Annotated in this window: 12 protein-coding genes; 3 read left to right on the top strand and 9 right to left on the bottom strand. The window is 60.2% G+C overall.

Annotated elements, in window-relative coordinates; all coding sequences use genetic code 11:
• Window positions 1-115: 115 nt before the first annotated feature.
• Window positions 116-2,179 carry a pyridoxamine 5'-phosphate oxidase family protein gene (locus ACIQV9_RS00990; protein ID WP_403096995.1) on the top strand — a complete coding sequence of 688 codons (2,064 nt, stop codon included), beginning with the start codon at window positions 116-118 and terminating at the stop codon, window positions 2,177-2,179.
• Between the two features lie 12 nt (window positions 2,180-2,191).
• Here the strand turns inward: ACIQV9_RS00990 and ACIQV9_RS00995 are convergent, their stop codons facing one another.
• Together ACIQV9_RS00995 and cynS are read right to left on the bottom strand one after the other, a co-directional pair.
• Entirely contained in the window at window positions 2,192-2,851 is a 660-nt protein-coding gene (locus ACIQV9_RS00995; protein ID WP_403096999.1) for a carbonic anhydrase, read from the bottom strand.
• 192 nt (window positions 2,852-3,043) lie between these two features.
• A complete protein-coding gene (cynS, locus tag ACIQV9_RS01000; protein ID WP_403097001.1) occupies window positions 3,044-3,511 on the bottom strand; it encodes a cyanase in 468 nt (155 codons plus the stop codon).
• A gap of 121 nt (window positions 3,512-3,632) precedes the next feature.
• Here cynS and cynR point away from each other — a divergent pair, with 121 nt between their 5' ends.
• Window positions 3,633-4,529 carry a transcriptional regulator CynR gene (gene cynR, locus ACIQV9_RS01005; RefSeq protein ID WP_403097003.1) on the top strand — a complete coding sequence of 299 codons (897 nt, stop codon included), beginning with the start codon at window positions 3,633-3,635 and terminating at the stop codon, window positions 4,527-4,529.
• Here cynR and ACIQV9_RS01010 read toward each other — a convergent pair.
• The 5 genes from ACIQV9_RS01010 to ACIQV9_RS01030 all read right to left on the bottom strand — a co-directional run bounded on the left by ACIQV9_RS01010 (window position 4,515) and on the right by ACIQV9_RS01030 (window position 9,051).
• Window positions 4,515-4,820, bottom strand: coding sequence for a hypothetical protein (locus tag ACIQV9_RS01010; protein ID WP_403097006.1), 306 nt, complete (start codon window positions 4,818-4,820; stop codon window positions 4,515-4,517). The two genes, cynR and ACIQV9_RS01010, sit on opposite strands and share 15 nt — an antisense overlap.
• Window positions 4,821-4,951: 131 nt before the next feature.
• Entirely contained in the window at window positions 4,952-5,281 is a 330-nt protein-coding gene (locus ACIQV9_RS01015; RefSeq protein WP_403097009.1) for a hypothetical protein, read from the bottom strand.
• 519 nt (window positions 5,282-5,800) lie between these two features.
• On the bottom strand, window positions 5,801-6,304 hold the full coding sequence (locus tag ACIQV9_RS01020; protein WP_403097012.1) for a GNAT family N-acetyltransferase: 504 nt from the start codon (window positions 6,302-6,304) through the stop codon (window positions 5,801-5,803).
• Between the two features lie 51 nt (window positions 6,305-6,355).
• Window positions 6,356-6,985: a glutathione S-transferase family protein gene (locus ACIQV9_RS01025; protein WP_403097014.1), complete on the bottom strand. Its 630-nt coding sequence runs from the start codon at window positions 6,983-6,985 to the stop codon at window positions 6,356-6,358.
• Window positions 6,986-7,101: 116 nt separating this feature from the next.
• The gene (locus tag ACIQV9_RS01030) at window positions 7,102-9,051 is read right to left on the bottom strand and encodes a DNA topoisomerase III (protein ID WP_403097016.1); all 1,950 of its coding nucleotides are present in this window, start codon (window positions 9,049-9,051) and stop codon (window positions 7,102-7,104) included.
• A gap of 295 nt (window positions 9,052-9,346) precedes the next feature.
• Here ACIQV9_RS01030 and ACIQV9_RS01035 point away from each other — a divergent pair, with 295 nt between their 5' ends.
• Window positions 9,347-9,712, top strand: a complete 366-nt coding sequence (locus ACIQV9_RS01035) for a DUF427 domain-containing protein (protein ID WP_403097019.1) — start codon at window positions 9,347-9,349, stop codon at window positions 9,710-9,712.
• A 158-nt stretch (window positions 9,713-9,870) separates the two neighbouring features.
• Here ACIQV9_RS01035 and lldD read toward each other — a convergent pair whose 3' ends face one another.
• Entirely contained in the window at window positions 9,871-11,019 is a 1,149-nt protein-coding gene (lldD, locus tag ACIQV9_RS01040) for an FMN-dependent L-lactate dehydrogenase LldD (RefSeq protein ID WP_403097021.1), read from the bottom strand.
• A gap of 254 nt (window positions 11,020-11,273) precedes the next feature.
• Window positions 11,274-12,896, bottom strand: a complete 1,623-nt coding sequence (locus ACIQV9_RS01045; RefSeq protein ID WP_403097024.1) for an MFS transporter — start codon at window positions 12,894-12,896, stop codon at window positions 11,274-11,276.
• Window positions 12,897-13,075: the final 179 nt, after the last annotated feature.

The raw sequence follows: 13,075 nt of genomic DNA on the forward strand, positions 1-13,075 counted from the left end.
ATCCGACGACCCGCCATAGGCCGACACGGCGAACTACGCTTGAACGTCTGAGCCACAAAAGCCAGCACAGGCTTGCGGGCGATAGACACCTGTTTACGAAGGCGTAGAGGTCGTCATGAATCAGTCGCAGGAGCAGGGCGCGTCACCCTGGCACGCGGGCGAGCGGCAGTTGCAGGAAAGCGTCGGTGTGGCCGAACGCATGGAGGTGTTCGGGCGCAAGGTTGTGCGCGATTACCTGCCCGAGCAGCATCAATTGTTTTACGCGCAGCTGCCGTATTTGCTGGTGGGCGCCGTCGATGAGTACGGCGTGCCATGGGCGACCCTGATCGAAGGGCCACCCGGATTTGCGCATTCGCCGGATCCCCGTCAGTTGTTACTCGAACACCTGCCCGCCGAGGGCGATCCCGTCAGGCCGACGCTCAAGGTCGGCGCTCCGGTGGGGCTGCTCGGTATCGATCTGAAAACCCGTCGGCGCAACCGAATGAATGGCCGCATCAGTGCCGCCACCCAAGACGGTTTTGCCGTGGCCGTCGAACACGCCTTCGGCAATTGCCCGCAATACATTCAACTGCGTGCCGTCGACCCCGGGTCAGTGGGCCGCGCTTCGTCTGCGGTGGAGGTCGAGCGATTTGATGAGCTCGACGAAGCCGCCCGGGCGACCATCGGCAACGCCGATACCTTTTTCCTTACCAGCTACGTAGACCTTGATGGCGACCCGACAAAACGTTCGGTGGATGTCTCGCACCGCGGCGGTAATGCCGGCTTCGTACGGGTAGAAGGCAACGTGCTGACGATCCCCGATTTCGCCGGCAACCTGCACTTCAATACCTTGGGCAATCTGCTGCTGAATCCACGGGTGGGTCTGCTGTTCGTCGATTTCGAATCGGGTGATGTGCTGCAAATTGCGGGGCGCACTGAGATCATCCTGGAAGGCCCGGAAATAGCGGCGTTCCAGGGCGCCGAACGGCTCTGGCGAATGACCGTGGAGCACGTCGTGCGCCGCGCTGGCGTACTGTCGCTACGTTGGCAATTCGAAGGATTCTCCCCCAACAGCCTGATGACCGGCAGTTGGCAGCAGGCCGAAGGGCGTTTGCAGGCCGACGCCCTGCGCGATCAATGGCGGTTGCTGCGGGTGACCCGCATCGTTGAAGAAAGCACCAGCATTCGTTCGTTTTACCTGGAGCCAACCGACGACGCGGGCTTGCCGCGCTTCGAGGCCGGGCAGCATTTGCCCGTGCGCTTTTGCCTGGCTGAGGGGCAGGCGCCTTTGGTGCGCACGTACAGCCTGTCGAGCGCACCGTCGGACAGTTTCTTCCGTATCAGCGTCAAGCGTGACGGGTTGATTTCATCGCATCTGCACGAACGTGTCCGCGAGGGCGATCTCATTGAAGCCCGCGCGCCTCAGGGCCGGTTCACGGTGAAAGCGGATGAGCGACGGCCGCTGGTGCTGCTGGCTGCCGGAGTCGGCGTGACGCCATTGTTGTCGATGCTGCGCGAAGTGATCTACGAAGGCGAACGCATCCGCCGCACTCGACCGACCTGGTTCATTCAAAGTGCCCGCAGCCTCGCCGAGCTGGGGTTTCGCGATGAGTTATACGAACTGGCCACCCGTGCCAAGGACTCGGTGCGGGCGCTGCGCCTGCTCAGCCAACCCGAGGATCATGCCCGTGAAGGTGAGGATTTCGAGGTGGCGGGGCGGGTCGATATCGAGTTGCTCAAGGCGTTGCTGCCGCTGGACGATTACGATTTCTACCTGTGCGGACCCGGTGCATTTACCCAAGGGATTTACGACAGCTTGCGGGCCTTGCGCATCGGCGACGAGCGCATTCACGCAGAGACGTTCGGGCCTTCCACGTTGGTCCGTCTGCGCGACCAACTCAGTCCGGCCCCGGCACAGGTGCCGGCAGCGGACAGCCCGGTGAAAGTGGTGTTTTCAGGCTCGGCCAAGGAGGCACGTTGGGAGCCGGGTGGCGGGAGTTTGCTGGAACTGGCTGAAAGCCGAGGCGTGAACCCGGATTTCAGCTGCCGTGGCGGCTCGTGCGGGACGTGCCGCACCCGGTTGCTCAGCGGGCAGGTGCATTATCTGAACCTGCCCGCCGAGCTGCCGGCGCCAGGGGAAGTACTGATTTGCTGCGCAGTGCCGGCCAAGGGTGATGAGCCCTTGGTGTTAGAGATTTAGTCCGGCCACCCATCAAGCGGCTTCGACGGCTTTGCCATACACGGCGCAGGTGGTCGGGTGTTCGGCCAGTGACACAAAGCGGCGGCTGCCGGCCTCCAGCGCGTCGACCGAACCGGTCTCGATGTCGTAGACCCAGCCATGCAGGTTCAACTGCCCTTTTTCCTGGGCCAGGCGCACGCTCGGGTGTGTCTGGATGTTAGCCAGTTGCGCGATGACGTTCTCCCGAACCATCGAACTCACCTTCGCCGCGTCATCGGCGTGAGGGCGGGATTCGTTGATGACCTTGGCGGATTCAGCGTGTTGCAACCAGCCGCTGACGGCCGGCAGGTGATCCATGCATTTGCACTTGGCGATGGCAGTCATGGCGCCGCAATCCGAGTGGCCGCAGATCACAATGTCCGTCACGCCCAGCACCGCGACCGCATATTCGACGGTGGCCGAGACACCGCCCGGGTGCGGGCTGTAAGAGGGCACGATGTTGCCGGCGTTACGGATCACGAACAGTTCTCCGGGTTCTTGCTGGGTCAGCAGTTCTGGCACAACGCGACTGTCAGAGCAGGTGATGAACAGCGTGCCGGGATGCTGGGTGGTGGCCAGGTGTTTGAACAGATCGGTGCGTTGCGGGAACGCTTCGTTCTGGAACTTCAAGAAACCTTCGATGAGCGCTTTCATGGTGACGTCCTCATAAGTTATTCAGATGCCTGTAGCAGCTGTCCTGTGGCGAGGGGGCTTGCCCCCGTTGGGTGGCGTAGCCGCCCCAGCACTCCTTCAGAGACACCGTGCTTGCAGGTTTCACGACTGCTTCGCAGCCGAACGGGGGCAAGCCCCCTCGCCACAGGACAGCTGCTACAGGGAGATGTGTGATTAGAACGGGCGCAGTGGCAGGAACTTGCCATCGAGGGTGATCACGGCGCGGTGGCCGCCTTCCGGATCTTCGACTTTCTTCATGTCGAGCTTGAAGTTGATTGCGCTGATGATGCCGTCGCCAAATTGCTCATGAACCAGGGCTTTCAACGTGGTGCCGTAGATCTGGATCATTTCGTAGAAACGGTAGATGGTCGGGTCGGTCGGTACGCCCGAGAGGCTGCCGCGCAGCGGGATGATTTGCAGGCGGGCCACGGCGTCGGCGTCCAGGTCCAGTTTTTCGCCAATCACTTTGGCGGCGGATTCCGGCAGCGGGTGCTGGCCGAGCAGGGCGGCGGTGACGTAGGCAATACCCAGGCCGGTGCCGTCGGTCAGGTCCTGCCAGGACAGATTTTTCCGGGCCTTCGCATCGAGGATCGAGGTGGTCAGGGCCAGGCTTGGATCGTTGTAGGCGTGGGATTGTTGCATGGTGTTTCTCCTGTAGGCGTTGGGTTGCTTGGGTGTGAAGCAATCTTCTGCCGATTGATCCATAGCGTCCAAGACCCATATACAATGCTGCGCATAAGCCCGGCCTATAGATGGTGTTCCCATGCTGCTGAGACATCTGCGTTATCTGCTGGCGGTTGCCGACCACGGCGGCTTCACCCGCGCCGCCGAGGCGCTGCACGTTTCACAACCGACCCTGTCCCAGCAGATCCGCCAGCTGGAAGAAACCCTGGGTGTGAGCCTGTTCGATCGAACGTCGCGCACGGTCAAGCCGACCGATGCGGGCGAGGCCTACATCGAATGTGCTCGTCGAGTGTTGGTGGAACTGGAAGCCGGCAAACGGGCGCTGCATGACGTGAAGGACTTGTCGCGCGGCACCTTGCGCCTGGCGATGACGCCGACGTTCATGGCGTATCTGGTGGGGCCGTTGGTACGCGATTACGTGGCACGGTTTCCCAACATCCACCTGCAGATTTTCGAGTTGTCGATGGATGACATCGAGGCGGGGCTGGCGGATGACTCGCTGGATATCGCCATCGCGTTTACCCAGGTGAGAAATGCCGACATCGAATCGATCCCGGCGTTTACCGAAACCCTTGGGGTGATGGTAGGGCGGGATCACCCGTTATATGAACGCCAGGTCGCGTTGTCCGCTGAAGAGGTGGCGCAGTTGGACTTTGCGCTGCTGGCGACGGACTTCGTCACCCGCACCCGCATCAATGAATATTTTGCCCAGGAGCAGATCACACCGAAGGTGGTGATTGAGGTCAACTCGGTGAGCACCTTGCTGGAGGTGATTCGGCACACGGCCATTGCCACTATCCTTCCGGAGCCTATTGCCACCCAGGACCGGGCACTGCGCAGAATTCCATTACGGGGGGAGGCGCCTACTCGCGGGGCGGCTTTGCTTCGGCGCAAGAACAACTATCACAGCGCGGCGTCGGTGGCGTTTATGAATCTGGTGTTGGGCGCGGTGGCGACGGAGTCAGTCGTCCAGTGATTGGCAGACGCCATTGGAGGTCTTGCCCGTGGAGCTCACAGTCACCGAGTCGTCATCGGCGAGGACGATCGAGAGCGTGACGCCTGAACCTTTGGCTTCGAAGCTGCGCTCTTTGATCATGGCTTTGGTTTCGGCTTCTACGTTGTTGATCAACACCGGTCCGTCCTGATCCGCGTGAACGATGATTTTCCCGGGGCATTCCACATCGAACGAGGGAACACCTTCGATCTTGTTTGCTTGAGCAATCGTTGCGGTGGACAGCAACAACAGAAATGTCAGCGCATTTTTCATCGCAAGTCTCCAAGGGCACAGCAGCGAATACGCTTAACGATAGCTGCATTTGCGGCGCACGAGACAAACAAAAAAAGGCCCCGCTCGATATGACGAGCGGGGCCTTTTTTATTGATGAGCAGTGGGGGATATCAGTAGAACCGGTCAATCACCCGAACTTCGTTCTTGTTCTGCATCGAAGCCCACGCCTGTTTCAGCGTTTGCAGAACATTACCGATGAAGTCCTTGTCTGCCGCGGCTTTCTTGCCGACATAGCCCTGGCCGCGACGGTACATTTTCAGTCGGGCCAGCAGGTTCTGGTTGTTCTGGTCGAACTCCGCTTCATGGGAGTGCGGCGACAGGCAGTCGATTTGAACCTGGCCCGATTTGCTGATCCACAGAATGTGGCTGTCGTGGCTGTCTTTTTGCGCCGCGAACAGATGAGCCAGTTCATCGATAGTAGGTTGATTGTTCAGATTCATAATATGCCCCTTGACCAATTTGGTGATCTTTCAAAGTTGATTCGCTAATACAGGTAGCCCATCGGTTAGTTGATCCCTGGCACCGAAACCAGGACGTCAGCGGTCGGCCGTCAATTCGACGGGGTCTCGCGTCTGTTGCATGTAGTCGTGTTGAATAACTGCTACGCAATAGCGTCACAACGAAGAGAAGCAGCGAAAACCTGGAGGCCACCGCCGACTTTTGAGGGTCGGCCACAAGCTTCATGAGGATTGATCGCCAGCGCTTCTCGTCTTTGTACTGGACGTTCGGGCCAGGTCAGCTTCTTCAATCTGCCTTGTGGGCAGCGTGTATCCGGGAAAAACAGCTCGGCGGTCAGACGAGCTTGCTCAAACATGTTGCTGTACTCCCGATCGGGGAGATGTCTGCATCATGCAAGGGCAAATCGGAGGCGTCAACCGTTATGTAGTGATTATTTTCAGTCACTACATATTGTCGGACAAAGCGCTTTGGAATTAAAAAGCAGCGCCGCAACGCCCCGGTCAGGACGATGGCAGCAGGTGTTGGAAGCGATAGAAGGTGCAGGGATAACCGTCTACCGACCGTTGATGCAGGGTGAATTCATCGCCCGCGAGCTCGGGCATCACCTTGGCCCAGAATCGCCGTGCAGGCGGGTTCGCGTCGATGTGGAAAATCTGCCATTGACCGGGGAACCGGCTCAAGAGGGTGGAAACGACAAACTTCGCGACACCTTGGCCACGAAAGCGCCGGCTGATAAACAAGTAGCCGATGTTGTGCTCGGCACCCTCGATATGAACGTCGTCGTCCACCGTCACGAAACCAGCAAGCTCTCCATCCACTTTGATCAGAAACGGCCGGGTTGCGGGGTTACGCCAGTAATCCTGTTTCGGCTGGATATTGAAGAAACCGTGCTCACCGAGTTTCAGCGGCAGAAACTCGCTGAAGTCGTGCATATAGAACTGCATCAGGTTTTCAATCGTTTCCAGGTCGTCGCGGTGTGCGGCGTGCAGTTCCATCGAGGGCATGCCGGGTTCTCCTCCAGATCGAAGGGCCGTCCGTGGCCCTTTCGGGATCACTCAGTGGGGCGCGAAGTCGTACGTCCCACCTGTCTTCAACGCCGCGGCGTAAGCCGGACGTGCCTGGAAGCGTTCAACCCAGGCCGCTACATGAGGGTAGTTGCCCAGCTTGCCCTGAGCCCGGGCAATCTCGCCGATAAAGCTCATCTGGATATCGGCAGCGCTGAACGCGTCACCGAGCAGGTAATCGGACTGGCTCAACGCCGTATCGAGGTAGCCAAGGTAGTTGGCGACTTCGGAGTTGATACGAGGATGCAGCGGCGCACCGGCTTCACCCAGGCGCCCGACGTACAGGTTCAACATCAGCGGCAGCATGGCCGAGCCTTCGGCGAAGTGCAGCCACTGGACGTATTCGTCGTAGGCGGAAGTAGACGGATCGGGTTGCAGGCGCCCTTGGCCATGACGACGGATCAGGTAGTCGATGATCGCGGAGGACTCGATCAGTTTCTGCGCGCCATCTTCGATGACCGGCGATTTGCCCAGGGCGTTGATCGCTTTCAATTCCGGCGGGGCCAGATTGGTTTTCGGGTCACGCTGATAGCGCTTCAGCTCATAGGGAATGGCCAGTTCTTCCAGCAACCAGAGAATCCGTTGGGAGCGGGAGTTGTTCAGGTGGTGCACGATAATCATAAACAAGGTTCCTGTAGCAGCTGTCGAGTGAAACGTGGCTGCGATGCCTTTTCAGAAAATGGGGCCATCGCCGGGCTTGAAGAACACTAGACCATCACGGTCCATTCGAAGTGCCTTTAAGCGTTGTTGGCCGGTTTCGCCGTGCGTTTGGCGCCTGTCGACGGCTTGCGCTTGGCGGACTTTCGTTTGTTTTTCCACGGGGTGGCGCCACGACCGGCCGGGCTCGCCGGCCCACTGATGGTCAGGCTCAGGCCCGCGCAACGGGCGACCTGCTTGCTCATCCACGCGGCCTGCTTGGTGACGAATTCCTCCAGGCTCATCTCACCGCTTTGCACCATGTCCAGCGCCTGTTCCCAGATGGCCGTGGTGCCGGGATCGGCGATGGCGCGCGGCACCGCATCGATCAGGCTGAAGGCGGCCGGAGTCGCGGCTAGGGCCTTGCCGTTCTTGACCAGGTAACCGCGGTCGAGCAGGCCCTGGATGATCGAGGCGCGTGTCGCCTCGGTACCAATGCCGGTGGTGTCCTTGAGCTTCTGTTTGAGCAGCGGGTCTTCCACCAGTTTGGCGACGTTCTTCATCGCTTTGATCAGGTCGCCTTCGGTGAACGGTTTTGGCGGTTGCGTCCAGAGATCCTTGAGCTTCACGTCGGCCATCGCGCAGTCACGCCCTTCGGCCAACATCGGCAGCGTTTGCGGCGCCGGTGCCTCACGACCCTTGGCCGGGGCGAGCGCCTCGGGCAGGGCGCGTTTCCAGCCGGGTTCGACGATTTGCTTGCCGACGGCGCGCAAGGCTTCACCGGCGCAGTCAAAGTCGGCCTGGGTGCGGTCGTATTCATGGTTGGGCAGGAACTGCGCCAGATAACGCGCGCGGATCAGGGTGTAGACCGCACGTTGCTTGCCCACCAGTCGATCAAGATGCTTTGCCGCGGCCGTCGGGATGATGCCGTGGTGAGCGGTGACCTTGGCGTCGTTCCAGGCGCGTGAGCGGCGCTGTGGCTCCAGGTGATCGTTCAAGGCGTTCAGGGACGGATCGGCCTGCCGGAGCGCGGCGAGAATGCCCGGGGCTTCGCTGTGCTGGCTCAGCGGCAGGAAACCGCAATCGCTGCGCGGGTAGGTGATGACTTTGTGGGTTTCGTAGAGCGCCTGCGCGATGTCGAGGGTTTCCTGGGCGCCGAGCCCGAGCTTCTTCGAACAGACTTCCTGCAAGGTGCCCAGGTCGAACGGCAACGGCGCAACCTCACGCATCCGCTCGGTGCGCAGCTTGATCACTCGGGCACTCGCCGCGCTGCTGATGGCGGCAGCCGCTTGCTGGGCCAGCGCCTGATTCAGGCAGCGATCCTGATCGTCACAGACGTCGGATGCCGCGCGCCACTGGGCGGTGAACGCCGTGCCGTCGTGCAACAGCTGCACGTCGATGGCCCAATAGGCGACTGGCACGAAATCGGCAATGCTGCGGTCGCGATCCACCACCAGCCGCAAGGTCGGTGTTTGCACCCGGCCCACCGGCAACACGCCCTGATAACCGGACTGACGGCCCAGCAACGTAAACAAGCGGCTCATGTTCATCCCGATCAACCAGTCGGCCCGGGAACGTCCCAGCGCCGAATGATAAAGGCTGAAGGTCTCGGCCCCCGGTTTGAGCGCCGCCAGCGCCTTGCGTATCGACGCGTCGTCCAGCGCCGACAGCCACAGTCGCCGGATCGGCCCACGATAGCGGCAATGCTCGACCAACTCCCGGGCAATCATCTCGCCCTCACGGTCGGCGTCGGTGGCAATCACCAGCTCATCCGCCTCGCTGAGCAGGCGTTTGACCGCCTTGTATTGGCTGGCCGTGCGCGGTTTGACCGTCATCTTCCATTTTTCCGGAATGATCGGCAGATCTGCCAGCACCCAACGCTTGTAGCGCGCGTCGTAGGCGTCCGGCGGCGCGGTTTCGAGCAGATGGCCAATGCACCAGGTCACCGTGACGCCCGTCCCCAGCCAGCAACCGTCGCCCCGACGCTTGGCGCCGAGTACCGCCGCGATGTCTTTGGCCTGGGAAGGTTTTTCACAGAGGTACAGCTGCATAACCACCATCGTTCATCAAGTGTGCAAGAGGCGCACAGAATGGCCGGTGATGAGCAATGGATCAATCATTATCTGTATGGATGTACAGCAAAGCTGTTGCGTTTGTTTGCGGCAGTCAAAAAGGTCCGTTCGGCTGCGAGGCCGTCGTGCCGACGAATTTTGGGTTATACCTGAAACTTCGCAGTCTCAGATTCTGAGGCCGCTGCGCAGCTGAGAGGGAGCAAGCTCCCTCGCTACATGAGCGGGGCGTAAATCTTGCCCCACAGGTCCATCACCGTCATGAGGAATGCATTCCATGAGCACCGGTCCCAGTCCTGTCATCACCATCGCCGAGCAGCCGGGCAGCCTGCTGGTGAAGTTTCATGGTATTCAGGTGGCCGCCTCCTCGCGTGCACTGGTGCTGCTGGAGGCCAATTATCCTCCGGTGTATTACGTGCCCTGGGAGGACATCGACGAAAAGTATTTCGCTCGCACCGACCACACGACCTATTGCCCGTACAAGGGCGACGCCACATATTACAGTTTGCAGATCCCGGGGCATGAGGGCGCCAACGCGGTGTGGCGCTATGAAGACCCCAAGGTGTCGGTCGAACAGATTCGCGGGTATGTGGCGTTCTATCCCGATCAAGTCAAGTTTGAGCTGCTCAAAGACGTTGAGTGAGGCTCGCGAAAATGCCACGGCGGCCCCCTGTAGGAGCTGTCGAGTGAAACGAGGCTGCGATCTTTTGACTTTGCTTCTTTAAAAACAGGATCAAAAGATCGCAGCCTCGTTTCACTCGACAGCTCCTACAGAAGATGGGGCGTTTTCAGCGTCAGTGTTTAGCCCATTCGTACCGCTTCGACTAACGTAGACTCATCAATCTGCCCAATCGAAGTCACCCCCGTCAGCGTCATGGCCACGCGCATTTCCTTGGCGAAAATATCCAGCATGTTCTCCACCCCGCGTTGACCATCGGCCGCCAGCGCGTAGGCCATGGAGCGCCCCAGCAATACGCCTTTGGCGCCCATGGCCAGCATCCGCACGACATCCAGCCCCGAGCGGATGCCCGAGTCGACCAGCACCGTCAGGTCATTGCCCACCGCTTGCATGATCGGCGGCAATGCCAGGGCGGTGGAGAGGACGCCGTCGAGCTGTCGCCCGCCGTGGTTCGACACCACAATGCCATCCGCGCCAAAGCTCACCGCGTCCCTGGCGTCCTGCGGGTCGAGGATGCCTTTGATGATCATCGGGCCTTTCCAGAAATCACGAATCCACTCCAGATCGCTCCAGCTGATCGAAGGGTCGAAATTATTGGCCAGCCAGCCCATGTAGTCTTCGAGCGTGACGGCTTTGCCCAGGTACTTCGAGATGTTGCCCAGGTCGTGCGGGCGGCCCATGACGCCGACGTTGAACGCCCAGTCGGGTCGGGTGATGGCCTGAAGCATTCGTCGCGACGATGCAAAAGGCCCGGACATGCCCGAATGCGCATCCCTGTAGCGGGCGCCCGGGGTAGGCATGTCGACGGTAAACACCAGGTTTTTCACCCCGGCGGCTTTCGCCCGCTCCAGGGCGTTTTTCATGAAGCCCCGGTCTTTCAACACGTACAGCTGAAACCAGATGGATTGCTGGCTCTGCGCCGCGACTTCCTCGATCGAACACACCGACACCGTTGAAAGGCACAGCGGGATGCCTTTGTTCTGCGCCGCTCTGACCGCCTGCACTTCACCCCGGCGGGCGAACATGCCCGTCAGGCCGACCGGCGCCAATATGATGGGCATTGAAAGGGGCTGATCGAAGAGGGTGGTTTCCAGGCTCAGGGTTTCGACGTTTTTCAGAATGCGCTGACGCAAGCTGATGCCCGCCAGATCGGCGCTGTTGGCCCGCAGCGTATGCTCGGCATACGCCCCGCCATCGATGTAATCGAACAGAAAACGCGGAAGTTTGCGGCGTGCTGCCTCGCGGTAGTCGGATGCGGATGAAATGATCATGGGGCCTCGGTCTGGTGAGTGTCGGGGCTGTAAAGATCGTTTAGCTTACCTGTGGCGAGGGGATTTATCCCCGTTGGGCTGCGAAGCGGCCCCAGCGTTCTTTCATACTGAATGAGTTGTCTGGATTTACGACTGCTTCGCAGCCGAACGGGGATAAATCCCCTCGCCACAAAAGCCCCCTCGCCACAAATGTGTCGCCCCGGGCTTGAGTGAACAGTATCACCGCAGCGCGGGGCGTTATTTCGCGGTCGCTATCAGTTGGTATCCAGATCCACGTTTTTCGTCTCACGCAGGAAGATCATCCCCACCACCAGGCTCACCGCGGTAATCACCACCGGGTACCACAGCCCATAGAAGATATCCCCGGTATACACCACCAACGCAAACGACACCGTCGGCAGGAACCCGCCAAACCAGCCATTGCCGATGTGGTACGGCAGGGACATCGAGGTGTAGCGGATGCGGGTCGGGAACAATTCGACCATCAGCGCCGCCAGCGGGCCGTAGCACATGGCGGAAATAATGATCAGCACCACCATCAGCGCCACGATCATGGCCTTGTTGACCTGTTGCGTATCGGCTTGCGACGGATACCCCGCCAATGTCACCGCACCACGCAGGGCCGCTTCGTCGAAGCCATCCAGTTTCACGTCACCGACGCTGACCTGCACGCCGCTACCGGCCGGTGCCGCTTGGCTGGTGTAGGGCAGACCCTGTTTCACCAGGAAGGTTTTGACCTTGTCGCACGGACTGTCAAATTTCGCCTTGCCCACCGGGTCGAACTGGAAGGTGCAGGTGGCCGGGTCGGCCAGCACGGTGATCGGGGCCTGATGGCTGGCCTGGTCGATGGCCGGGTTGGCGTAATGGGCGATGGATTTGAAGATCGGGAAGTACAGCGCGGTGGCCAGCAGCAGGCCGATCATCAGCACCGGTTTGCGCCCGACCTTGTCCGACAGCCAGCCAAAAAAGATGAAGAACGGCGCGCCGATAATCACGCTGACAATCAGCAGACTGTTGGCCAGGGCCGGGTCCATTTTCAGGAACTGGGTGAGGAAAAACAGCACGTAGAACTGCGCCGCATAGAAGGTCACGGCTTGCCCGGCGTTGATGCTGAACAGGGCGATCAGCACCACTTTGAGGTTTTCCCATTTACCGAAGGAATCGCGCAGCGGCGACTTGCAGAGTTTGCCTTCCTCTTTCATTTTCACGAAGGCCGGCGACTCGTGCAGGCTCAAGCGAATCCAGGTCGAGATGCCCAGCAGCACGATGGAAAACAGAAACGGAATGCGCCAGCCCCAGACTTCAAACTGGTCGCCGGTGAAATAACGGCAGCCGAGCACCACCAGCAGCGACAGCAACAGGCCGAGGGTCGCGGTGGACTGAATCCAGCTGGTGTGGAAACCGCGCTTACCCATCGGCGCGTGTTCGGCGACATACGTCGCAGCACCGCCGTACTCACCGCCCAGGGCCAGGCCCTGAAGCATGCGCAGCACCACGAGGATGATCGGCGCGGCGATGCCGATGCTCGCATAAGTCGGCAACAGCCCGACGCAGAAGGTCGCCAGGCCCATGAGGACGATGGTCGCGAGGAACGTGTATTTACGCCCGATCATGTCCCCCAACCGGCCGAACACCAAGGCGCCGAAGGGCCTCACGATGAAACCGGCAGCGAAGGCCATCAACGCAAAGATGAACGCCGTGGTGTCGTTGACCCCGGCGAAAAACTGCTTGCTGATCACCGCCGCGAGGGCGCCATAGAGGAAAAAGTCGTACCACTCGAACACTGTCCCGAGTGACGACGCGAAAATGACTTTGCGGGTGTCGGGGCTGGTGTCGACGCTGAGCGTGGCATCCAGGGGCTGAACATGTTCTGACATATCGGTATCCCTCACAGTGATTGTTTTTGTTGTTCCACTGTCGGCGCCGGTCTTGTGGGCTGGCGCCGCGTATCCATAAAGCGGGTGAATATCAATCTTTGTAGGAGCGAAGCTTGCTCGCGAAGGCGTCAGACCTGATACACCGCGTCATCGTTCTTCGCGGGCAAGCCTCGCTCCTA

It is taken from the genome of Pseudomonas sp. NPDC099000, from assembly GCF_044759925.1.
In the GTDB taxonomy this organism is placed as follows: domain Bacteria; phylum Pseudomonadota; class Gammaproteobacteria; order Pseudomonadales; family Pseudomonadaceae; genus Aquipseudomonas.